20 protein-coding genes and 1 tRNA gene are annotated in these 22,251 nt (G+C 43.6%); 11 read left to right on the top strand and 10 right to left on the bottom strand.

Annotated elements, in window-relative coordinates; all coding sequences use genetic code 11:
- Nucleotides 1-234 precede the first annotated feature (234 nt).
- The 8 genes from rsmG to rpmH all read right to left on the bottom strand — a co-directional run bounded on the left by rsmG (nt 235) and on the right by rpmH (nt 7,886).
- Nucleotides 235-951 carry a 16S rRNA (guanine(527)-N(7))-methyltransferase RsmG gene (rsmG, locus tag G4407_RS06490; protein ID WP_173688219.1) on the bottom strand — a complete coding sequence of 239 codons (717 nt, stop codon included), beginning with the start codon at nt 949-951 and terminating at the stop codon, nt 235-237.
- 360 nt (nt 952-1,311) lie between these two features.
- Nucleotides 1,312-3,204 (bottom strand): tRNA uridine-5-carboxymethylaminomethyl(34) synthesis enzyme MnmG, encoded by a 1,893-nt coding sequence (gene mnmG / locus G4407_RS06485; protein WP_173688218.1) that lies wholly within the window; start codon nt 3,202-3,204, stop codon nt 1,312-1,314.
- Nucleotides 3,170-4,549, bottom strand: a complete 1,380-nt coding sequence (gene mnmE / locus G4407_RS06480; protein WP_173688217.1) for a tRNA uridine-5-carboxymethylaminomethyl(34) synthesis GTPase MnmE — start codon at nt 4,547-4,549, stop codon at nt 3,170-3,172. The genes mnmG and mnmE overlap by 35 nt, the downstream gene beginning before the upstream one ends.
- Before the next feature lie 297 nt (nt 4,550-4,846).
- A complete protein-coding gene (jag, locus tag G4407_RS06475; protein WP_173688216.1) occupies nt 4,847-5,746 on the bottom strand; it encodes an RNA-binding cell elongation regulator Jag/EloR in 900 nt (299 codons plus the stop codon).
- Between the two features lie 13 nt (nt 5,747-5,759).
- Nucleotides 5,760-7,031, bottom strand: coding sequence for a YidC/Oxa1 family membrane protein insertase (locus G4407_RS06470; protein WP_173688215.1), 1,272 nt, complete (start codon nt 7,029-7,031; stop codon nt 5,760-5,762).
- Between the two features lie 54 nt (nt 7,032-7,085).
- Nucleotides 7,086-7,298, bottom strand: coding sequence for a membrane protein insertion efficiency factor YidD (gene yidD / locus G4407_RS06465; RefSeq protein WP_008371384.1), 213 nt, complete (start codon nt 7,296-7,298; stop codon nt 7,086-7,088).
- A gap of 50 nt (nt 7,299-7,348) precedes the next feature.
- On the bottom strand, nt 7,349-7,693 hold the full coding sequence (rnpA, locus tag G4407_RS06460) for a ribonuclease P protein component (protein ID WP_173688214.1): 345 nt from the start codon (nt 7,691-7,693) through the stop codon (nt 7,349-7,351).
- Nucleotides 7,694-7,751: 58 nt separating this feature from the next.
- Nucleotides 7,752-7,886 (bottom strand): 50S ribosomal protein L34, encoded by a 135-nt coding sequence (gene rpmH, locus G4407_RS06455; protein WP_022220244.1) that lies wholly within the window; start codon nt 7,884-7,886, stop codon nt 7,752-7,754.
- Nucleotides 7,887-8,125: 239 nt separating this feature from the next.
- Between rpmH and dnaA the strand changes: the two genes are divergently transcribed.
- The 6 genes from dnaA to gyrA all read left to right on the top strand — a co-directional run bounded on the left by dnaA (nt 8,126) and on the right by gyrA (nt 16,620).
- Complete coding sequence (gene dnaA, locus G4407_RS06450) at nt 8,126-9,526, top strand: chromosomal replication initiator protein DnaA (protein ID WP_173688213.1); 1,401 nt, start codon at nt 8,126-8,128, stop codon at nt 9,524-9,526.
- A 182-nt stretch (nt 9,527-9,708) separates the two neighbouring features.
- Nucleotides 9,709-10,818: a DNA polymerase III subunit beta gene (gene dnaN / locus G4407_RS06445; protein WP_173688212.1), complete on the top strand. Its 1,110-nt coding sequence runs from the start codon at nt 9,709-9,711 to the stop codon at nt 10,816-10,818.
- 22 nt (nt 10,819-10,840) lie between these two features.
- Nucleotides 10,841-11,050 carry an RNA-binding S4 domain-containing protein gene (locus G4407_RS06440; RefSeq protein ID WP_022220243.1) on the top strand — a complete coding sequence of 70 codons (210 nt, stop codon included), beginning with the start codon at nt 10,841-10,843 and terminating at the stop codon, nt 11,048-11,050.
- A gap of 12 nt (nt 11,051-11,062) precedes the next feature.
- The gene (gene recF / locus G4407_RS06435) at nt 11,063-12,148 is read left to right on the top strand and encodes a DNA replication/repair protein RecF (protein WP_173688211.1); all 1,086 of its coding nucleotides are present in this window, start codon (nt 11,063-11,065) and stop codon (nt 12,146-12,148) included.
- A 10-nt stretch (nt 12,149-12,158) separates the two neighbouring features.
- On the top strand, nt 12,159-14,075 hold the full coding sequence (gene gyrB / locus G4407_RS06430) for a DNA topoisomerase (ATP-hydrolyzing) subunit B (RefSeq protein WP_173688210.1): 1,917 nt from the start codon (nt 12,159-12,161) through the stop codon (nt 14,073-14,075).
- Between the two features lie 10 nt (nt 14,076-14,085).
- On the top strand, nt 14,086-16,620 hold the full coding sequence (gene gyrA, locus G4407_RS06425) for a DNA gyrase subunit A (protein WP_173688209.1): 2,535 nt from the start codon (nt 14,086-14,088) through the stop codon (nt 16,618-16,620).
- Between the two features lie 280 nt (nt 16,621-16,900).
- Here gyrA and G4407_RS06420 read toward each other — a convergent pair whose 3' ends face one another.
- Both G4407_RS06420 and bioB read right to left on the bottom strand, forming a co-directional pair.
- Nucleotides 16,901-17,458 (bottom strand): biotin transporter BioY, encoded by a 558-nt coding sequence (locus tag G4407_RS06420; RefSeq protein WP_173688208.1) that lies wholly within the window; start codon nt 17,456-17,458, stop codon nt 16,901-16,903.
- 149 nt (nt 17,459-17,607) lie between these two features.
- A complete protein-coding gene (bioB, locus tag G4407_RS06415; RefSeq protein WP_173688207.1) occupies nt 17,608-18,579 on the bottom strand; it encodes a biotin synthase BioB in 972 nt (323 codons plus the stop codon).
- Between the two features lie 194 nt (nt 18,580-18,773).
- Between bioB and G4407_RS06410 the strand changes: the two genes are divergently transcribed.
- The 5 genes from G4407_RS06410 (at nt 18,774) to G4407_RS06390 (ending at nt 21,852) form a co-directional block, all read left to right on the top strand.
- On the top strand, nt 18,774-19,616 hold the full coding sequence (locus tag G4407_RS06410) for a fumarate hydratase (RefSeq protein ID WP_173688206.1): 843 nt from the start codon (nt 18,774-18,776) through the stop codon (nt 19,614-19,616).
- 131 nt (nt 19,617-19,747) lie between these two features.
- Nucleotides 19,748-20,188, top strand: a complete 441-nt coding sequence (locus G4407_RS06405) for a C-GCAxxG-C-C family protein (protein ID WP_173688205.1) — start codon at nt 19,748-19,750, stop codon at nt 20,186-20,188.
- 65 nt (nt 20,189-20,253) lie between these two features.
- On the top strand, nt 20,254-20,805 hold the full coding sequence (locus tag G4407_RS06400; RefSeq protein ID WP_173688204.1) for a Fe-S-containing hydro-lyase: 552 nt from the start codon (nt 20,254-20,256) through the stop codon (nt 20,803-20,805).
- A 12-nt stretch (nt 20,806-20,817) separates the two neighbouring features.
- Nucleotides 20,818-21,540, top strand: a complete 723-nt coding sequence (locus tag G4407_RS06395; protein WP_055158168.1) for a lysophospholipid acyltransferase family protein — start codon at nt 20,818-20,820, stop codon at nt 21,538-21,540.
- Nucleotides 21,541-21,764: 224 nt separating this feature from the next.
- Nucleotides 21,765-21,852 (top strand) — tRNA-Ser (locus G4407_RS06390).
- Nucleotides 21,853-22,251 lie beyond the last annotated feature (399 nt).

Genomic DNA, 22,251 nt, shown 5'->3' with positions numbered 1-22,251 from the left:
AATTGAACTTACCCGCTTTTTTGAAATGAAACAGAAAAACAAATTTCTGGCAGAACTGTATGCGAAATAAAAATGCATTTTTAAAACATACAGAATTGAACTGATAAAAATTGAACATACTACACAACCAAAATTGAACTGCCATAAAAAAGAATTAGTAGCAGAAGGTCGGGATAAAGAAAAAAAGTTCAATTCCACTTGCGGCATATACAGACTACAGGCATGTGCAGCTGTTTATCCATGGATAGGTTCTTTGGAAGGAAGCCCTGCTTTTCGCGGAAACTTCTTCCCTGTAGGTTTGATTTTTTTGATCTTTACAAATGAACGGCTGATATCACTGCCTGGAAGCTGGAATACAACTGGTTTATTTTGTGTACCTCCAAGGACATGTACTGCGGTTTTTGCAGCGGAAAGTTCATTGACAATATCACCGGATTTGTAAGAAATAAAGAATCCACCAACCTTTACATAAGGGAGGCAGTATTCGGATAATGTAGATAAATTGGCCACTGCACGTGAAACACAGAGGTCAAACTGTTCCCTGTAGTCTGCCTGGCGGGCAAAATCTTCTGCTCTGCCGTGGATTGTATGGATATCCGTAAGATTTAACTCTTCAATCACACTGTCAAGGAAACGGATTCTCTTATTTAAAGAGTCAAGCAACGTGATTTTCAGGTGCGGAAAGGCGATTTTTAAAGGAATTCCGGGGAATCCGGCGCCTGTTCCTATATCGATCACGGTTTGAACTTTACTGATATCCAGAGCCTTTACTAATGCAAGGCTGTCGATGAAATGCTTTTCGTTTACTTCTTCGTACTCGGTGATACCGGTGAGATTCATAACCTTGTTCCATTCCACCAGCATTTCGTAATATTTATCAAACTGATTAAACTGGGTATGCGTTAATGCAATACCTAATTCTGCAAGCTGTTGCTCAAATCTTTTACTCATATTGCTCCTTTTTCCCCCTAAAAGTACACATCTTTGCGGAAAATAAACAGTAATTTACACTGTTTTGCACCAAATAGGTACACAATTTATGGAAAGATAGCACCTTCAAGGTACACGATAAAGTGATAATGTTTTTAAATAAATACAATCATGCACCTAAAAGGTATACGAAAAGATGAAATACATACTTTTTACCCTATAAAGTACACGATAAAACCCTTTCTTTGAAAATAGATGTGTACTTTTTGGGTGATGCCCCCAAAAGTACACATCTATATAAAGGGAAAAACAGAAACCAGAAATAATGGATTCTGTAATATCCAAAAAAAGATCAAAATACAGGTCGGGTTATCTGGCGGTCTAATGTCCTAAATATACCAGTAATACAGAAATATCGGCAGGTGAGACACCGGAAATACGGGATGCCTGACCGATGGAAAGCGGTCGGAACTGCTTTAATTTCTGCACAGCTTCGATTCGCAGGCTCGGAACTGCATCGTAATCGATATCTGCCGGTATTTTCCTGGTTTCAAGCTTTTTAAACTGTTCTACCTGTTTTAACTGGCGCTTGATATAGCCTTCATATTTGATGTTGATATCAATTTGTTCCATAATCTCCCGGCTGAAGCTTTCTGTCCGCATATGATCGATAGGTTCCAGAAGCTCGTAATTCAGCTCAGGACGCTTAATAAGCTCAGCAAGTGTAGATCCTGAAGTAAGAGGTGTACTGCCGCAATTTGTGAGAAAATCCGTGATTTCCCGGGAAGTTCCAACGTTGGTATGTTCAAGCCTGTGGATCTCTTTGCGGATGATTTCTTCTTTGTCTAACAACATCTGGTATCTCTCATCTGAAATAAGCCCTATTTTGTGTCCTATTTCGGTTAGTCTCTGATCGGCGTTGTCCTGGCGCAGGAGTAACCGGTATTCGGCACGTGAAGTCATCATACGATATGGTTCGTGGCTTTCTTTTGTAACCAGATCATCGATCAGAACACCGATATAAGCCTGGGAACGGTCTAAAATTAACTGCTCTCTTCCAAGAACCTCCAGTGCGGCATTGATTCCGGCAATAAGTCCCTGAGCGGCGGCTTCTTCATATCCTGAACTTCCGTTGAACTGACCGCCGCTGAACAAACCATGAATAGATTTGAACTCAAGCGTCGGATGAAGCTGCCTTGCGTCGATACAGTCATATTCAATAGCGTATGCGTTTTTAACTATTTTTGCATGTTCAAGTCCTGGGACACTTCTGTACATTTCATATTGAACATCTTCGGGAAGTGAACTTGACATTCCGCCAATGTACATTTCGTTGGTCTCCAGACCTTCTGGTTCAATGAATACCTGATGCCGTTCTTTATCGGCGAATTTTACGATTTTGTCCTCGATAGACGGACAATAACGTGGACCGGTGCCTTCGATCATACCGGAATAAAGAGGGGAACGATCCAGGTTTTTACGGATGATCTCATGGGTTGTCGGATTGGTATAGGTAAGCCAGCAGGAAGTCTGCTCAATCTGCACATCTTCCGGATTTGTTGTGAACGAAAAAGGTACAACCCTTTCGTCGCCGAACTGCTCTTCCATTTTACTGAAATCAATGCTGCGCTTGTCGATACGTGCCGGTGTACCGGTTTTGAAGCGGTACATCTTAATACCAAGCTCCTTCAGACAATCGGTCAGATAATTTGCTGCCTGCAGCCCGTTTGGACCGGTATGTGTGCTGACATCACCGTAAATGCATCTTGCCTTCAGGTAGGTTCCGGTACACAGTACAACGGCCTTGCAGCGGTATATAGCGCCAGAATAGGTCTGAACGCCCGTTACAGAACTATCTTCCACAAGGATATTGACGACTTCGCCCTGCCGGATCTCCAGGTTCTCCTGGTTTTCCAGCGTCTGTCGCATGGTATTGCTGTATTTGTTCTTATCTGCCTGGGCGCGCAGGGAATGAACGGCAGGTCCTTTAGATTTATTCAGCATCTTTGACTGAATAAATGTCTTGTCGATGTTCTTTCCCATTTCACCGCCGAGCGCATCCAGCTCACGTACCAGGTGTCCCTTTGAGGTACCGCCGATATTCGGGTTGCATGGCATCATGGCGATACTTTCCACACTTACGGTGAAAACAATCGTTTTCAGGCCGAGTCTTGCGCAGGCAAGGGCAGCTTCGCAGCCGGCATGTCCTGCACCAACTACAACGATGTCGTATGCGTCTTTATTTTCCCATACAGAATTTGCTGAATATTTCATTTACTAAATCTTCTCCTATCGTTTCTCCGGTAATGCTTCCCAGAGATTCATATGCATCCATTAAGTCAATTGTGAAAAAGTCTTCCGGCATCTGGTTTTCAATGCTCTCTGCTACCTTTTTCAGGCTGGAAAGTGCATCGGCAAGAGCTGTTTTGTGCCGGATATTGGTGATATAAACCTCATCGTTAAATGAGATATCACCGTGATAAAACATCTCTTTTAAAGTAGATTCCAGTTCGTGGATCCCAGTCTCCTCTTTTGCGGAAATATCGATCATTGGCTTAGTTATCAACGTTTCTAATGCCTTTTTGTCAACAACTGTGGATAAGTCGCTCTTATTCAGCAGGATCACTGCTTTCTTATCCCGGATCATTTCGATGATCTCGTGATCATTTTCATCAAGAGGTCTGGATGCGTCGACCACATAGATGATCAGATCGGCTTTTTCCGCATTTTCTTTTGCTTTATCCACACCGATCTTCTCTACGATATCAGAGGTATCGCGGATTCCGGCGGTATCCATGATGTTTAAAGATACGCCCTGAAGCTGGATATTTTCCTCCAGAACATCTCTTGTGGTTCCGGCAATCTCAGTTACGATCGCCTTTTCTTCGCCAACCAGAACGTTCATCAGAGAGGATTTCCCGGCGTTCGGTTTCCCGACGATTACCGTTTTGATGCCTTCTTTGATGATACGTCCGTCATCGGCAGTATCCAGAAGACGCTGGATTTTCTGCTGCAGATCCTTTACGACGCCCAGAAGGCTGTCACCATATCCGTCTACGCTGATATGCTCTGGATCATCCAGTGCGCTTTCGATAAATGCGGTATGGTAAAGGATTACTTCACGGATCTCTTTGATCTTATTGTGGACAGAGCCTTTCAACTGGTTTACAGAGCTTTGTAGTGCATAGTCATTCTTGGAGCTGATGATATCGATCACGGCTTCGGCCTGTGACAGATCCATCCGGCCGTTCAGAAAAGCCCTTTTGGAAAATTCACCGGGTTCAGCAGGCCTTGCACCGTATTTGATCACGGTCTCAAGGATCTTTCTTGTGACAAATACACCGCCGTGACAGTCGATTTCCACAGTATCTTCACCGGTGTAGCTGTGCGGTCCACGCATTAAAAGAACCAGCACTTCATCAATCGTCTGCTCTCCGTCCATGATATAGCCATAGTGAATGGTATGGCTTTTTTGTTCGGACAGAAGCTTCGGGCTTTTGCCTTTGTAAATCTTGTCAATAATAGAAAACGCATCTTCTCCGCTGAGACGCACGATTCCGATTCCGGAATTAGTCATTGCTGTGGAGATTGCTGCGATTGTGTCTGTTTTAAATCCCATTATATTGCTTCCTTCTATATATTTGTAATAAATGCGATGCTACCATTTTACCCCGAATGCAGTCAAAATGGAAGTGCCTATTGTGAAGAATGTGCTTTTACAAAGGCGAATGTATCATAGATAAAATGTGTATCCCCCTGGTGTGAAGCAGCAAAGTGACTGACCTGGGAATAAATAGTAACAGATGAATTGCAGAGATGATGGCAGCAAAAAACCGCAGCCATCAAATGACTGCGGTTTACTGTAAAAAATTCTGTTATAACGGTGCACGTACCATATTTGCCAGACCAATTAACATTAACGGCGGTTCGGTGTTACAACAACACGTCTGTATGGTTCTTCGCCTTCGCTGTGAGTAGAAACTCTGTCATCAGCCTGCAGAGCGGAATGGATGATTCTTCTTTCATAAGGATTCATCGGTTCCAGTGAGATCGGCTTTCTGCTTCGTTTTACTTTGTAAGCGATATTCTTTGCGAGATTTTCAAGAGTCTGTTTTCTTCTCTTGCGGTAGTCTTCTGTGTCGAGTTTGACACGTACATAACCATCCTGTGATTTGTTAGCTACACGGTTGGTGAGGTACTGGAGAGAATCCAGTGTCTGTCCACGCTTACCGATCAGGATTCCCATGTTTTCGCCGTTCATCTCGATTGCAAGAGCACCTTCTTCATCGATGGAGGATACGATATTTACTTCGCCCATTCCCATTGCCTGAAGTACTTCCTGTAAGAATTTCTCACAGATCTTCTGTGTCTCTTCGGTTACAACGGCTACATGAAGCTCTTTCTTCTCTTCCTGAACCGGAGCTGCTGCTGTTACGGCAGAGACTGTTTCTGTTTTGTTTTCTTTTACAAATTCTTTCTTAGGTTCTTTCTTGAAGTCCTTTTTCGAATCTTTTTTGTATTCTTTGTACTCTTTACGTTCTTTGTGTCCGCCAAAATCCTTGCGGTCTTTTTTGAATTCCTTCTTGAATTCTTTTTTGATCTCTTCCGGTTTGATTTCTTCGGCTTTGATCTCTTCTGTTACAGATTTTTTGATACGGGCACGGATAACTGCCTGACGGCTTCCGATTCCGAGGAAACCTGCGCTTCCTTTTTCGATAACATCATATTCCATCTGGTCGCTTGCTACACCGAGCTGGATAGAAGCTTCTGTGATGGCATCATCTAAAGTTTTTGCTGATACTGTAATCTCATTCATTTGACTTGTCCCCCTATTTCTGGCCTTCGTTAAAGCGCTTTACAAGGTTTGCTTTGTCTGCAAGGCTTCCTGCCTTTGCATTTTCATTTTTCTTTTTCGCTTCTTCAAGCTTTTCTTCAAGTTCTTTTGTCTGAGCAGCTGATCTTACAGGCTCGTGAATATTCTTTACGTTCTTGTGAGCCATTTTATTTACATTGCTTGCATCAACTTCTTTTTTGTTTTTACGCTTTTCAGCAGCTTTTTCCATGTTCTCCTTGATCAGTTCGTCCATTGGAATCTTGTTCAGATGTTTGTTGATGAAATACTGCTGTACCATACGGACAACGGCACTGACAACCCAGTAGATTCCAAGACCTGTAGGTAATGTGAAGCACATAAATACAGATACAAGCGGAAGCGTTACGTTCATGGACTTCATAGTAGCAGCCATCTGGTCTGCCTGCGGATTGTTGGTTGTAGCTGTTGTCTGCTGAGAAAGTTTAACACTTAAGTACTGTGACAGACCGGAAAGGATCGGGATCAGGACTGCCATGATCACAATTCCCCATGTTCCGGCTTTGACACCGGTACTGATGAGGTTCATAGGTGTCTCTGCGATATTAAGTCCAAGGAAGTTGTTCATGGACTTTAATGTATTAACAGTGCTGTCGATGGTAGTCTGCAGATCCGGAAGCTTCTTGCCAAGGGTATCCCATGTTGAAGTCTGGAATTTGTAGAGTACGTCGATCAGTACATTCTTATCAGAGTAGTCATATTTGGAGGCAGACATCAGGATCGGTTTCGCTTCTCCGATCTTTTCCATAACTTTCTGCCATCCGTCCTGAGCCATGATTGAGGTAACAAGAGGTGTGTAGACGTCTTTTACCTGTGTTACATAAGCCGGGATATTACGGATTACATAGTACATCGCCCACAGGATTGGGAACTGGATGAACATACTTAAGCATCCGCCGGTTGGTGATACTCCGTATTTTTCATATACTAACTGTGTTTCTTCCTGCATCTTCTGCATGGAAGCCTGATCATTTTTTCCTTTGTACTTCTGCTGAACCTTCTGAAGCTCAGGGTTCATTGCAGCGGACATTTTGGAAAATTTCTGCTGTTTGATTGTAAGCGGCATGAGTAAAGTATAGATGACGATTGTCAAAAGGATAATACAAATACCCAGGTTGTGAATGCCGACTAAATCCATTACCCGGTAAATACCGTTCATGATCTTACCGAGTACCCAGGCAGCCTGTCCGATGATCGGTGTGCTGACCTGTGTCATTAAAATACCTGTCATAACCTTTCCTCCATTAACATTTCCGCCCCGGTGTTTGGACGGCTCGTAGGTTAGTTAAGGCACCGGATCATATCCACCTTTTGCGAATGGATTACATCTTAAGATCCTCCATACGGTCAGAAGGCCTCCTTTAAATGCCCCATATTTTTCAATTGCCTCCAGCGCATATTCTGAGCAGGTGGGAATGTAAATGCAATGGGTATATACCTTCATAGGTGATAAATACTTTCTGTAAAAACGAATCAAATATAGTAATATCTTTTTCATAATTTCAGTGCCTCGTTGTGTATATCCGTCTTCTCGATATACTGAACTGACTAAACGCAGTCCGAATAAATGTGATGAAGTTTGCCCAGATGGATGAGAGCGCTTTCGATCTCATGGTATGACCGGTCTTTGGCGGTCGTCCTTGCGATGATCACGATATCATATCCACATTGGAACTGTTCTTCGTGTAACCTGTAACTCTCACGGATCAGCCGTGTTAAATGATGTCTTATGATGCTGTTCCCAACTTTTTTGCTGACGGAAATTCCGACGCGGTTGCGTCCGAGATCATTCGCCAGGAGATACATTACAAGGTACTTGTTGCCATAAGGTTTTCCCTTTCTGTATACAGACTGGAAATCCCTGTTTTTCTTCAATGATTCGGAAAATTTCATGCTTTATTCTCCCGATTTACATAAATTTGCATAGAAGAAAAGGCCACATATATGTGACCTATGCTGATAATACTTTTCTTCCTTTTGCTCTTCTTGCTGCAAGAACTTTTCTTCCACCTGCTGTGGCCATTCTTGCTCTGAATCCATGAACTTTCGCTCTGGAACGTTTCTTTGGCTGGAATGTCATCTTCATTGATATCCACCTCCTATCGATTCCTTCTTATATGAATAGAAGCTTATTTACGTTTTTAAGACATCGTACTTCATTATAATCAAAAAAGCTGTCTCCGTCAAGCAGTTTTAATAAAGTTTCGATCCTTATTTTAAGGAAATTATGAATAAGTTTACGGTTTTTGATTGATTCTGAAATCATTTTAAGGTAGAATATAAGAGTATGATTATGCTTATTTTGAAGATGAATGGGGCAGGAACATGGACGTCATAAAAGAAAAATGGGAAGAGATCATTCAAAAGCTGAAAGTAGAATATTTTCTATCGAACATTTCTTTTGAAACGTGGATACGCCCGCTGGAGGTATATGAGATCAGAGGCAACACCCTGTATCTTACCGTTAATTTTAAGGCGAGCATCGAACACATTCAGAATAAATATCTTCTTCCGCTTAAAGTATGTATCGCGGAAGTTACCGGGACAGAGTATCAGATCAAGTTTATTCCGAGAGATCTGCCGCGCGAGCAGCAGCGCAGATATCTGGAGGAGACTGTGCCCGTAAAAGAGAAGACACATAAGCATAAAGCGGTAAGCCCGATAGCTGAAAAAGCGAATCTGAATCCGAAGTATACGTTTGATACCTTTGTGGTAGGAGGGAATAATAATTTTGCACATGCCGCATCACTGGCAGTTGCCGAATCTCCCGGTGAGGTTTACAATCCTCTGTTTTTATATGGCGGGGTAGGACTTGGCAAGACTCATCTGATGCATTCGATCGCACACTACATACTGGACCGGGAACCATCGAAGAAAGTCCTGTATGTGACAAGTGAGACATTTACCAATGACCTGATCACGGCGATCCGCAACGGAAAGACCGGCAACGATCTGGCGATGAATGCATTCCGCGATAAGTACCGCAACAACGACGTACTTCTGATCGATGACGTACAGTTTATTATCGGCAAAGAAAGTACACAGGAAGAATTTTTCCATACGTTCAATCATCTGCACAACTCCGGAAAGCAGATCGTCATTTCCAGTGATAAACCACCGAAGGATATGACGACACTGGAGGCGCGTCTGCGGACAAGGTTTGAATGGGGACTGATCGCAGATATTTCGGTGCCGGATTACGAGACACGTATGGCGATTCTTTATAAGAAAATAGAACTGGACCAACTGGAAAGATATCAGATTCCGGATGAGGTGATCCAGTATATCGCGATGAACATCAAGACCAATATCCGGGAGCTGGAAGGCTCACTTAACAAGCTGATCGCATTATACCGGATCGGTGGAAGAAAGAACTTTGATGTTTCTCTGGCGGCAGAGGCACTGAAGGATATGATCGCACCGGACGAGAGCCGCAAGGTGACGCCGGAGCTGGTTCTGGATGTTGTCTCTGATCATTTCAACGTTTCTGTTTCCGAACTGAAAGGCAGCCGGAGGAATGCGAGAACGGCAGGAGCCAGACAGATCGTGATGTATCTGTGCAGACAGATGACGGATGCATCTCTTCAGAGGATCGGCGATCTGCTCGGAGGGCGTGACCATTCCACTGTGAACCATGGTGTGGACAAGATTGCCCGGGATGTGGAAAAAGATGAAGCCTTAAGAAACACGATCGAGATCATTCAGAAAAAGATCAGCCCGCTGTAGAAAAGTTTTCCATGATCTGCCAGGGAAGAAAAAGGACTGTCCACGGACTTGTCAAAGCCTTAAATCCTTTCATATTAAGGCCTTAAAGTACTTGTCCGCAATTCAACAGATACTACTAAGATAACTACGGATTTGTTTTATATAAATATATATTTTGCGCGTCGAAAGGAGTTTTACACATTATGAAAATCAGATGTCTTAAATCAGATCTTGTGAAAGGGGTCAGCATTGTATCAAAGGCTGTTCCGACAAAGACAACCATGCCGATCCTGGAATGCATTCTGATAGATGCAACTACAGATATTATCAAACTTACAGCAAACGATATGGAGCTTGGGATCGAGACTGTGATCAGAGGTCAGATCGACGAGAAGGGAATGATCGCACTGGATGCGAGGATTTTCTCTGACATCGTAAGAAAGCTTCCTGATAATGAAATCGTGATCGAAAGTGAAGCAAACCTTCAGACGCTCATTACCTGTGAAAAAGCGAAATTCAACATCTCCGGCAAATCCGGCGAAGATTTTTCTTATCTGCCATATATTGAGAGAGAGAATCCGGTTGTCATTTCCCAGTTCACACTGAAGGAAGTGATCCGCCAGACCATTTTCTCAATTGCAGATAATGACAGCAACAAGTTGATGACAGGAGAGCTTTTCGATATGAACGGAGATCTTCTGAAAGTGGTATCCCTTGACGGACACCGTATTTCCATCCGCAAGATCGAGCTGAAGGAATCTTATGAACCGAAGAAGATCGTGGTTCCGGGAAAGACTCTGATCGAAGTCAGCAAGATCCTGTCAGGCGAAGCGGACAGCGAAGTGAGACTGTATTTCACAGCCAACCACATTGTATTTGAATTTGATGATACAGTTGTGGTATCCAGACTGATCGAAGGTGAATATTTCCGTATCGAGCAGATGCTGTCCAATGATTATGAGACAAAGGTAAGAATCAATAAAAGAGAACTTCTGAACTGTATTGACCGTGCGACACTTCTTGTAAAAGAAGGCGATAAAAAACCGATCATCATCAATATCCAGGATGAAATGATGGAACTTAAGATCAAGTCACAGATGGGTACGATGGATGAAGAGATTCTGATCACCAAAGAAGGAAAAGACCTTCTGATCGGCTTCAATCCGAAGTTCCTGATCGACGCACTTCGTGTCATCGATGATGAAGAAGTAGATCTTTACTTTATGAACGCAAAAGCTCCTTGCTTTATCAAGGATGAAGGAGAAAGCTATGTATACCTGATCCTTCCGGTAAACTTCAGCGGAGCAGTATAGGAATTTAGAGAGGACAAAAATTATGGAGACAATCAAACTCAGAGACGAATTTATCAAGCTTGGCCAGGCACTGAAGGCGGCAGGTCTTGTAGGATCCGGTGTGGAAGCAAAGGAAGTCATTACCGAAGGTCTGGTAAAAGTGAACGGAGAAGTAGATACCAGACGTGGTAAAAAATTATACGACGGTGACGTTGTCACATTTAACGGAGAAGAGATCAAGATTGAAAAATAGGCTGGCGCAGGTATGATTATCAAATCATTAAAGTTAAAAGATTACAGAAATTATGAAATATTGAATATTGAATTTGATCATGCCACGAATATTTTTTACGGTGATAATGCGCAGGGCAAGACGAATATCCTGGAAGGGGTGTATCTGTCAGGAACCACAAAGTCTCACAGGGGGACGAAGGACCGGGATCTGATCCGGTTCGGGCAGGATGAAGCTCATATCGAGACGGTTATCGAGAAAAATGGTGTTCCATGGCAGATTGACATGCACCTGAAGAAGAACAGTCCGAAGGGAATCGCGATCAACAAGGTTCCGATCCGGAGGGCGAGTGAGCTTTTTGGACTGACGAATTTTGTGTTTTTCTCGCCGGAGGATCTGAACATTATTAAAAATGGTCCGGCGGAGAGGAGAAGGTTCATGGACCTGGAGCTTTCACAGCTCGACAAGGTGTATTTAAGTGACCTGGCAAATTATAACCGTACACTTAATCAGCGGAACCGTCTGCTGAAGGATACCTATTACAGAGATGACATACTGGATACGCTGGATGTGTGGGATATGCAGCTGGTTCAGTATGGAGAAAAGATTATTCAGAGAAGGATCCGGTTTATTGAGGAGGTCAATGCGATAATCGGAGACATTCACCATAAACTGACGGGAGGCAGGGAAAGGATCAGCCTTTCGTATGAGCCTGGATGCGGAGCACTTTCGCTTGAGGCGGCGCTTGAGAAGAACAGGGAGCGCGATATCAGGATGAAGAGTACCTCGGTGGGACCTCACCGGGACGACATCTGTTTTATGGCAGGAGGGATCGACATCCGCAGATTTGGATCGCAGGGGCAGCAGAGGACAGCGGCACTTTCGCTGAAACTGTCTGAGATCGAGCTGGTACGGCAGATCATAAAGGATACGCCGGTGCTGCTGCTTGACGATGTATTGTCTGAACTTGACAAACACAGGCAAAACTATTTACTGGACAGTATTCATGATATACAGACTCTGATCACCTGTACGGGACTTGACGAGTTTGTCAATCATCGATTTTCAATAAATAAAGTATTTCATGTTCAGAACGGACATGTATCAAAAGAGAATTAGGAGGATCAATATGAGTGCAGAATATGGAGCAGACCAAATCCAGATACTGGAAGGGCTGGAAGCAGTAAGAAAGAGACCTGGTATGTATATCGGCAGTACATCTTCAAGAGGACTTCACCATCTTGTCTATGAGATTGTTGACAACTCGGTGGATGAAGCGCTTGCAGGATACTGTGATCATATCCAGGTGTTCATCAATCCGGATAATTCAATTACGGTTATAGATAACGGACGTGGTATTCCGGTGGGGATCAATCACAAAGCAGGACTCCCTGCGGTAGAGGTTGTATTTACCGTGCTTCATGCCGGCGGTAAATTCGGCGGTGGAGGATACAAGGTATCCGGTGGACTTCACGGAGTAGGAGCTTCCGTTGTAAACGCACTTTCTGACTGGCTTGAAGTTGAGATCTGCCACGAAGGAAAGGTATACAGACAGAGATATGAAAAAGGACATGTTGTTTACAAGCTGAAGGTTGTAGACGAATGTGATCCGGAAAAGACAGGAACCAAGGTAACCTTCCTTCCGGACGAAACCATTTTTGAAGATACAGTATTTGATTATGATGTGTTAAAACAGAGATTCCGTGAGATGGCGTTCCTTACCAAGGGACTTCGCATCAGCCTGACTGATCTTCGGGATGAAGAACCGAAGGAAAGAGTTTTCCACTATGAAGGCGGTATCAAGGAGTTTGTCCAGTACTTAAATCGCAGCAAGACTCCGCTTTACGAGCAGATCATCTACTGTGAAGGAACAAAAGATAACGTAGAAGTTGAAGTTGCTATGCAGCACAACGATTCTTATACAGATAACACCTATGGTTTTGTAAATAATATCACAACACCGGAAGGCGGAACCCATGTAGTCGGCTTTAGAAATGCCATTACAAAAACATTTAACGACTACGCAAGAAAGAACAAATTATTAAAGGACAGCGAGCCGAATCTTTCCGGAGAGGATATCAGAGAAGGTCTGACTGCGATCATCAGTGTCAAGATCGAGGATCCTCAGTTTGAAGGACAGACCAAGCAGAAGCTGGGAAACAGTGAAGCGAGAGGCGCGGTTGACAGTATCGTCAGCAGCCAGCTTCAGATCTTTCTGGAACAGAATCCTGCTATTGGAAAATCTATTGTTGAGAAGTCTGTCATGGCACAGAGAGCAAGAGAGGCAGCCAGAAAGGCGAGAGATCTTACCAGAAGAAAATCCGCGTTGGAAGGCATGTCACTTCCTGGAAAGCTTGCAGACTGTTCTGACAAGGATCCGTCCAAGTGCGAGATCTACATCGTAGAGGGAGACTCTGCGGGAGGTTCTGCGAAGACAGCCCGTGACAGAGCAACCCAGGCGATCCTGCCGCTTCGTGGAAAGATCCTGAATGTTGAGAAGGCAAGACTGGATAAGATCTATGGCAATGCCGAGATCAAGGCGATGATTACGGCGTTTGGTACCGGAATCCATGACGACTTCGATATTTCCAAACTGAGATATCACAAGATCATCATCATGACCGATGCCGATGTCGATGGAGCACACATCAGTACCCTGCTTCTGACTTTCCTCTATCGTTTCATGCCAGAACTGATCAAGCAGGGTTATGTATATCTGGCACAGCCACCGCTTTATAAGCTGGAGAAGAATAAAAAAGTCTGGTATGCATACAGCGATGAAGAGCTGGCGAAGATCATCAGCGAAGTCGGACGTGATCAGAACAATAAGATTCAGCGATACAAAGGTCTGGGTGAGATGGACGCAGAGCAGTTATGGGATACCACAATGGACCCGCAGCATCGAATCTTGAGAAGAGTGACAATGGACGATGAGACATCTTCCGAACTGGATCTTACCTTTACAACCCTGATGGGAGATAAAGTAGAACCAAGACGAGAATTTATCGAAGAGAATGCAAAATTTGTTAAGAACTTAGATATATAGGAGAAAACCAATGGAAGATAATATTTTTGATAAAGTTCATGAAGTGGATATGAAAAAAACCATGGAAGAGTTCTATATCGATTATGCCATGAGTGTTATTGCTTCTCGTGCGCTTCCGGATGTAAGAGACGGTCTGAAACCTGTTCAGAGACGTATTCTTTATTCGATGATCGAGCTGAACAACGGTCCTGACAAACCGCACCGTAAATGTGCGCGTATCGTCGGTGATACCATGGGTAAATATCACCCGCATGGTGACAGTTCTATTTACGGAGCCCTCGTTAATATGGCACAGGACTGGTCTACCCGCTACATTCTTGTAGACGGTCACGGCAACTTTGGTTCTGTGGACGGTGACGGTGCTGCCGCAATGCGATATACCGAAGCAAGACTTAGTAAGATCTCGATGGAAATGACAGCGGATATCAACAAAGACACCGTTGATTTTGCACCGAACTTTGATGAGACAGAAAAAGAACCGACCGTACTTCCGGCAAGATTCCCGAACCTTCTGGTAAATGGAACATCCGGCATCGCGGTAGGTATGGCAACCAATATTCCGCCGCACAACTTGAGAGAAGTCATTGGTGCGGTTGTGAAAATCATTGATGACCAGATCGAAGATAAAGATGAGACTACGATCGAAGAGATCATGGAGATCATCAAAGGACCTGACTTTCCGACGGGAGCAACCATCCTTGGAACAAGAGGGATCGAGGAGGCTTACCGTACAGGACGCGGAAAGATCCGTGTACGTGCGGTATCCAATATCGAGCCAATGGCAAACGGAAAGCACAGAATCGTTGTAACCGAGCTTCCGTACATGGTCAATAAAGCCCGTCTGATCGAGAAGATCGCGGAGCTTGTAAGAGATAAGAAGATCGATGGAATCACAGACCTGAGCGACCAGTCAAGCCGTGAAGGTATGCGTGTTTGCATCGAACTGAGAAGAGATGTGAACCCGAATGTCGTTCTGAACCAGCTTTACAAGCATACACAGCTTCAGGATACATTTGGTGTGATCATGCTTGCATTGGTCAATAATGAGCCGAAGGTTATGAGCCTTCTGGAAATCCTGAACCATTATCTGAAACATCAGGAAGACGTTGTGACCAGACGTACCAAATACGAACTGAATAAGGCGGAAGAACGTGCACACATCTTGGAAGGTCTGCTGATCGCACTGGATAACATTGATGAAGTCATTAAGATCATCCGTGGATCCAAGACGGTGCAGATCGCAAAGACAGAGTTGATGAGCCGCTTTAACTTAAGTGATGCGCAGTCCCAGGCAATCGTAGATATGCGTCTGAGAGCTCTGACCGGTCTGGAAAGAGAGAAGCTGGAAGCAGAGTATGCAGAGCTTGAGAAGAAGATTGCAGAATATAAGGCAATCCTTGCAGACAGAAAGCTTCTGCTTGGTGTCATCAAGAAAGAAATCCTTGTGATTTCTGAAAAATACGGAGATGACAGAAGAACAGCCATCGGATTTGATGAATACGACATTTCCACAGAGGATCTGATTCCGAGAGAAGATGTGGTGATCACCATGACAAAGATGGGATACATTAAGAGAATGAGCAACGATACCTTCAAGAGCCAGAACCGTGGCGGTAAGGGTATCAAGGGTATGCAGACTCTGGATGAAGACTATGTAGAAGAGCTGTTCATGACCAATACACACCAGTACATTATGTTCTTTACCAATACCGGACGCTGTTATCGCCTGAAAGGATATGAGATTCCGGAAGCAGGAAGAACTTCCCGTGGTACAGCGATCATCAACATCCTTCAGCTTCAGCCGGATGAGAAGATCACTGCCATGATTCCGATCAAGGAATTCAAAGAAGGAGATTATCTGTTCATGGCAACCAAGAAAGGTCTTGTGAAGAAGACCCCGATCCTGGATTACGCAAATGTAAGAAAGACAGGACTTGCCGCAATTACACTCCGCGAGGATGATGAACTGATCGAGGTTAAGATCACAGACAACGAAAGAGATGTTGTTCTTGTAACCCAGTATGGACAGTGCATCCGTTTCCATGAATCTGACGTACGTTCAACCGGAAGAACCTCTATGGGTGTTCGTGGTATGAATTTAAGTGACCGGGACGAAGTGGTTGCAATGCAGCTTGATGTGCAGGGTGAAGAGCTTCTGATCGTATCTGAAAAGGGTATGGGCAAGAGAACCCGTATGGAAGAATTCACAGCTCAGAACCGTGGCGGAAAAGGTGTGAAGTGTTATAAGATCACAGAGAAGACCGGTAATGTAGTCGGCGCGAAGGCAGTCAATTCAGATGATGAGATCATGATCATCAATACAGACGGTATCGTGATCCGTATGGAATGTGCAGGCATCTCCGTACTTGGAAGAATCACATCTGGTGTCAAGCTGATCAATCTGAAGGAACATGAAGAAGTTGCAAGTATTGCAAAGGTGCGTAAGGCTTCTCGTGAACTGGAGGAGAATGCAGAAGAGACAGCGGAAGAAGCAAATGCAGAAGAAACTGCTGAGACGGCTGTAGAAGAGCAGACAGAAGAATAAAAATCTGAGCGAAAGTAGAAATACAGAAGCAGGATAAATCATAAAGAGACTGGACAGAGGATATGCAAATGCCTTGTCTGGTCTCTTGCTTTGTTTTGTGAGGCTGCATGGAAAGAAAATGTTATGGTATGTCTTACATTTGCTCTGGTAAAAGCCAAATTTTTAATATGGAAAACAAAGAAGCCCGGAAACGCTGCGACAAACAGGCATTTCCGGGCTTCGTAGAGGGGCTGGATTATTATTTTGCCAGACTTTAAATATTCTGGCAGGCGCGTGCATCTTACTGTGCAACAGCTCCAAGTCTCTTGCGGATTTCAGGACCGATGATCATAGCGATCACCATCTTGATCAGGTCCGCCGGGATAAATGGAATGACACATACTGCAAGAGCAGCGGATACAGTGTAACCTGCCTGAACACAGAACCATGCAGTTCCGAATGCATAGCAGATGGCAGTTCCGATGATCATTCCAAGAATCTGGATCCATCTCTGGCTGAATTTGTCAATTACGATACCGGCAATGATTGCCATTGGGATGAAACCAATGATGTATCCGCCGGTTGGTCCGGCAAGTTTTCCCAGTCCTCCGGTAAATCCGGAAAATACAGGAAGTCCGACGAGCCCGAGGAGAAGGTAAATGATATAGCTGACCGTTCCTTTCTTCCAGTCCAGAAGATAAAGCGCCAGATAAATTGCAAAGTTGGTAAGTGAAATCGGCACCGGTCCGATCGGGATGGAAAGCGGTGCAAGAATGCAGGTGACAGCGGTCATAAGAGCTGTTACCGCCATTGCATAAGTATTGGTTGTACGAAGTGTCTGTGTGTTTCCCTGAGTCATGTTATGTACTCTCCTTTTAGAATGTTAATAATGTAATTGGATTGTTTCATTGCTATACAATTCCGGCAATCCTTGAACACCTCGAACGCCCATAAAATAAAGTATTCACATTATTTTAATTCATCCTTGGTGTTCAGCGTGTCAATAAATTAAGCAGATTCGATCTCGTAAGTAAAACCAGCATCCGTAATCGCCTGGATCGTATCTTTGATTCCCTGACCGTCCGCAGTAAGATAACCGGAAGCAAAAATGGAATCTACAACGCTGAGAAGTTTCTTCTCTTCGCCTTTGAAATAAACCTCGCGTCCGGCAGCGCAGCGGATATCGGACTGCGGAACCAGAAGTCTTGCAAGGCAGAGAACCTTCAGGCAATACTCAGTTGTAAGTCCGGAGATATCAGCGTCACCGAGAGGAGTTCCCGGAATCGGCAGCAGGAAGTTGATCGGCAGGGCTTCCGGCTGAATCTCACGAAGTTCCAGAAGCATATCTACAACATCTTCTTTACTTTCACCCATTCCGATGATTCCGCCACTGCAGATCTCGAATCCAAGTCTCTGAAGCATCTTGATATTCTGAACGCGCTGTTCAAATGTATGGGTAGAGCAGATGTGGCTGTAATAAGCCCGGCTGCTGTTCAGATTGTGGTTGATCCGGTCAAGCCCGGCCTCTTTCAGCATCAGAGCCTGCTTTTCAGTAAGAAAGCCGATGGAGCAGCAGAGGTGAGTTCCCTCTTCTTTCATCTTGCGGATCTTAGAAGCAAGTTCTTCAATCTCTTCATCGGTAAATTTCATACCGCTGAGTCCGATACAGTGTCTGGACAGATGATGTTCATTTACAAAATCATTGTCTTTATATAATTTTTCATCGGCTACCCATTTATATTTATCGATATCGGCCTTTGAACGACAGGATTGTGCACAGTAAGCGCAGTCCTGGGAGCAGTTGCCGCTGCGGGCATTGGTAAGAATATGAATACTTACATGATTGCCCTTGTATTTTCTGCGCAGTTTTTCAGCTTGTGCAATGAGCTGGTCGAGTTCTTCGTCCGGTGTATTCAGGATTGCAATCGCATCTTCTCGTGAAAGCACCGGATCTGTAGTTGTTTCAATTTCAGAAATCATAAGTAAACCTTCCTTGGTAAAAAATATCAAATACATTTCACACTTTACCATGCAAAAGAAAGAATGTCAACTTAAAATTTTATAAGGTTAACAATAGAGGCGATACAGGTTTATTTGAAGATGATTACATTGCAGATGAAAAAAAACCATAGTATAATAAAAACAGATTAAGACAAATGCAGGAGGAAAAACCAATGCGTACAGTGAACGTGGAAGAGATTTCAAAGAATATCAAAGAAATGTGCATTGAAGCGAACCATTTTCTCTCAAAGGATATGGATATTGCGATGAAAAATGCAGTTTCAACAGAGAAGTCTCCACTTGGGAAAAAGATTTTAAGCCAGCTTCAGGACAACCTGAAGATCGCAGGAGAAGATATGATCCCGATCTGCCAGGATACAGGTATGGCAGTTGTATTTCTTGAGATCGGACAGGATGTGCATTTTGAAGGTGGAGACCTTGAAGATGCGGTCAATGAAGGAATCCGTCGCGGATATGTCGATGGATATCTGAGAAAATCCGTTGTCAAAGATCCGATTCTCAGAGAGAATACAAAAGATAATACACCGGGAATCATTCATTATAAAATCGTTCCGGGCGATCAGGTGAAGATCAAGGTTGCACCGAAAGGTTTTGGAAGTGAGAATATGAGCCGTGTGTTTATGCTGAAACCGGCAGATGGAATCGAAGGAGTAAAAGAAGCAGTTCTTACGGCAGTGAAAGATGCCGGACCGAATGCCTGTCCTCCGATGGTTGTCGGCGTGGGAATCGGCGGCACATTTGAAAAATGTGCACTGATGGCAAAAGAAGCACTTACAAGAGAGGTAGGAAGCCATTCAGACATTCCATATGTAAAAGAACTGGAAGAAGAATTACTGGAGCGGATCAACAAGATTGGAATCGGACCGGGCGGACTTGGGGGAAGTACAACCGCACTGGCTGTCAATGTCAACACTTATCCGACTCATATTGCCGGACTTCCGGTAGCGGTAAATATTTGCTGTCATGTTAACCGCCATGTGATCCGTACTATTTAACTTACCGGGGAATCCCGAAAAGACTTTCTGTGCCGAAGATATGTACTCGCGTGAAGATGAAGCATGTTACAAAGGGTTTCTGCCGGTGAGAGGATGTGTAATATTTAAAGAAAAATGAAAAGAGGACAATTATGAATACAAATGTAGATGTAGACGCAATGCGAAAAGATGCGGTTGAGATTTTCCAGAAAGGGTTCGCCTGTTCAGAGTCGGTGATCTATGCAATCAAGAAAGGTTTTGATCTTGAGATGTCAGACGATGCGATTGCCATGTCATCCGGATTTCCGTGGGGGCTTGGAGATGGCGGCTGTATTTGCGGCGCACTTGCTGGCGGAACGATGTGTATTGGCTATTTCTTTGGAAGAAGAACGCCGGGAGATGATGCATTTTTGAAATGCCAGAGACTGACAAAAGAGCTTCACGATGCATTTAAAGAATACTGCGGAGCTACATGTTGTCGTGTGCTTACAAGAGGAAAAGAAAAGAATTCTCCGGAGAGAAAAGCACAGTGCATCAGTTTTGTGGAATTTACAGTGGGAAAATTAGCTGAAATTATTTTAAGAGAATTATAAGACTCCTGTTGGCAGTTAAAAACGCCGCAGCAGAATACAGAAAAAGAATCAGGAAGGAAAAGGATATGGAAAGACATATTACAGTTCCTGTAGTAAAGGAAGAAATACAGGATTTAAGAGCAGGAGACTATGTATATCTTACGGGAGTTATTTATACCGCCCGTGATGCTGCTCATAAAAGAATGGATGAAGCACTTTCGGAAGGAAAGGAGCTTCCACTTGATATTAAGAATCAGATGATTTATTATATGGGACCATCTCCGGCGAGGGAAGGAAGACCGATCGGCTCAGCAGGACCGACAACAGCAAGCAGAATGGACAAATATGCACCACGCCTTCTGGATCTGGGACTTGGCGGAATGATAGGAAAAGGGAAAAGAAGCCAGGCTGTCCGGGATGCGATCGTGAGAAATAAAGCAGTTTATTTTGCAGCAGTCGGAGGAGCAGGAGCGCTCCTTTCAAAATGTATCAAAAAAGCAGATGTGATCGCATATGATGATCTCGGCACAGAAGCGATCCGCCGCCTGGAGATCGAAGACCTTCCGGCAATTGTTGTGATCGACTCCGAGGGCAATAATTTATACGAGACAGCCGTAAAAGAGTATGCGGAGGAATAGAGAATGAATTGTGTGAAAAGAATTGCACTTATGGTAATTCGGAATATTCTGCTTGTTCCGTTTATGTGGTGCAAGCTGTGTTACTATGCCGCACATGTAGACAAGTATCCGGAGATCACCCGGTATAAGCTTCTGAAATATATTGTCAAAAGAGCCAATAAAGGCGGAAATGTAACAATCGAAGCATATGGAAAAGAAAATATCCCCAAAGAGGGAGGGTTTATGTTTTTTCCGAATCATCAAGGGCTTTATGATGTACTCGCAATTGTTGATGCCTGCCCGCGCCCGTTTTCAGTGGTGGCAAAAAAAGAAGTGGCAAATGTTCCGCTTCTCAAGCAGACATTTAAATGTATGAAGGCCTACATGATCGACCGCGAAGATATCCGCCAGTCTATGCAGGTGATCATGGATGTTACAGAAGAAGTAAAGAAAGGAAGAAACTATCTGATCTTTGCAGAAGGAACCCGCTCAAAGATGGGAAACAAGCTTCTTGAGTTTAAAGGTGGAAGCTTCAAGGCGGCAACAAAAGCGAAATGCCCGATCATACCGATTGCGTTGATAGATTCTTTTAAACCGTTCGATACAAATAGTATCGCACCGGTAACGGTACAGGTACATTTTCTGGAACCGATTTATTATGAAGAATATCAGAATATGAAGACGACAGAGATCGCAAAAGAAGTAAAAAGAAGAATAGAAGAAACCATATCTGAATATGAACCAAAGGAAGCATAAAATATAGATAAGGTAAAAAGGGACAGACTCTTTGCTAGATATAGTGAAAAAGAGCCTGTTTCTTCTATATATAGATAAATAGAAAACAAACTCAAAAAAAGAAAAAAATAATCGAAAAAACCGTTGACAGAAAGAGGGTTCTTAGGTATAATTATCAATGCGCTGTGAAGTTACATTAAAAGTATGTAAACGCACAGTTAAATACAGACCTTGGATCGGGCTGAGGAGAAATACTCAAGAGGCCGAAGAGGCGCCCCTGCTAAGGGTGTAGGTCGGGCAACCGGCGCGAGGGTTCGAATCCCTCTTTCTCCGTTTTTTGTTTGGAAATAACTTCTGAAAAAAATTCAAAAAAGTTGTTGACAGACAAGAAGATATATGATAATATATCAGAGTTGCTGCTTGAGAGATTTCAAAAAAGCATCAAAAAATAATTTAAAAAAGTTGTTGACAAACATGAGACACTTTGATATAATATAAAAGCTGTCGCATGAAACGGCAACAACAAAAAAGAACATTGATAACTGAACAATAGACAACAAACCCTGAAAATTCTTTAAAGAGATTTTTCAAGAACGGACATCGAAAGATGTCAAACCAGAACAGTAAACAGGAACGAAATTGCTAGCAGTGATTTTGAACTGGATACAAACACTTTTAACGAGAGTTTGATCCTGGCTCAGGATGAACGCTGGCGGCGTGCTTAACACATGC

Source organism: Allocoprococcus comes, assembly GCF_013300725.1.
Lineage (GTDB): Bacteria > Bacillota > Clostridia > Lachnospirales > Lachnospiraceae > Allocoprococcus > Allocoprococcus comes_A.
The sequence above is the reverse complement of the archived record's forward strand: the minus strand, read 5'-3'. Positions and strand labels throughout refer to the sequence as shown.

What these genes read in the sequence shown, in the direction of transcription:
- rsmG (WP_173688219.1), bottom strand. Translation starts at nt 951, where the DNA reads ATGAGTAAAAGATTTGAGCAACAGCTTGCAGAATTAGGTATTGCATTA.
- mnmG (WP_173688218.1), bottom strand. Translation starts at nt 3,204, where the DNA reads ATGAAATATTCAGCAAATTCTGTATGGGAAAATAAAGACGCATACGAC.
- mnmE (WP_173688217.1), bottom strand. Translation starts at nt 4,549, where the DNA reads ATGGGATTTAAAACAGACACAATCGCAGCAATCTCCACAGCAATGACT.
- jag (WP_173688216.1), bottom strand. Translation starts at nt 5,746, where the DNA reads ATGAATGAGATTACAGTATCAGCAAAAACTTTAGATGATGCCATCACA.
- G4407_RS06470 (WP_173688215.1), bottom strand. Translation starts at nt 7,031, where the DNA reads ATGACAGGTATTTTAATGACACAGGTCAGCACACCGATCATCGGACAG.
- yidD (WP_008371384.1), bottom strand. Translation starts at nt 7,298, where the DNA reads ATGAAAAAGATATTACTATATTTGATTCGTTTTTACAGAAAGTATTTA.
- rnpA (WP_173688214.1), bottom strand. Translation starts at nt 7,693, where the DNA reads ATGAAATTTTCCGAATCATTGAAGAAAAACAGGGATTTCCAGTCTGTA.
- rpmH (WP_022220244.1), bottom strand. Translation starts at nt 7,886, where the DNA reads ATGAAGATGACATTCCAGCCAAAGAAACGTTCCAGAGCGAAAGTTCAT.
- dnaA (WP_173688213.1), top strand. Translation starts at nt 8,126, where the DNA reads ATGGACGTCATAAAAGAAAAATGGGAAGAGATCATTCAAAAGCTGAAA.
- dnaN (WP_173688212.1), top strand. Translation starts at nt 9,709, where the DNA reads ATGAAAATCAGATGTCTTAAATCAGATCTTGTGAAAGGGGTCAGCATT.
- G4407_RS06440 (WP_022220243.1), top strand. Translation starts at nt 10,841, where the DNA reads ATGGAGACAATCAAACTCAGAGACGAATTTATCAAGCTTGGCCAGGCA.
- recF (WP_173688211.1), top strand. Translation starts at nt 11,063, where the DNA reads ATGATTATCAAATCATTAAAGTTAAAAGATTACAGAAATTATGAAATA.
- gyrB (WP_173688210.1), top strand. Translation starts at nt 12,159, where the DNA reads ATGAGTGCAGAATATGGAGCAGACCAAATCCAGATACTGGAAGGGCTG.
- gyrA (WP_173688209.1), top strand. Translation starts at nt 14,086, where the DNA reads ATGGAAGATAATATTTTTGATAAAGTTCATGAAGTGGATATGAAAAAA.
- G4407_RS06420 (WP_173688208.1), bottom strand. Translation starts at nt 17,458, where the DNA reads ATGACTCAGGGAAACACACAGACACTTCGTACAACCAATACTTATGCA.
- bioB (WP_173688207.1), bottom strand. Translation starts at nt 18,579, where the DNA reads ATGATTTCTGAAATTGAAACAACTACAGATCCGGTGCTTTCACGAGAA.
- G4407_RS06410 (WP_173688206.1), top strand. Translation starts at nt 18,774, where the DNA reads ATGCGTACAGTGAACGTGGAAGAGATTTCAAAGAATATCAAAGAAATG.
- G4407_RS06405 (WP_173688205.1), top strand. Translation starts at nt 19,748, where the DNA reads ATGAATACAAATGTAGATGTAGACGCAATGCGAAAAGATGCGGTTGAG.
- G4407_RS06400 (WP_173688204.1), top strand. Translation starts at nt 20,254, where the DNA reads ATGGAAAGACATATTACAGTTCCTGTAGTAAAGGAAGAAATACAGGAT.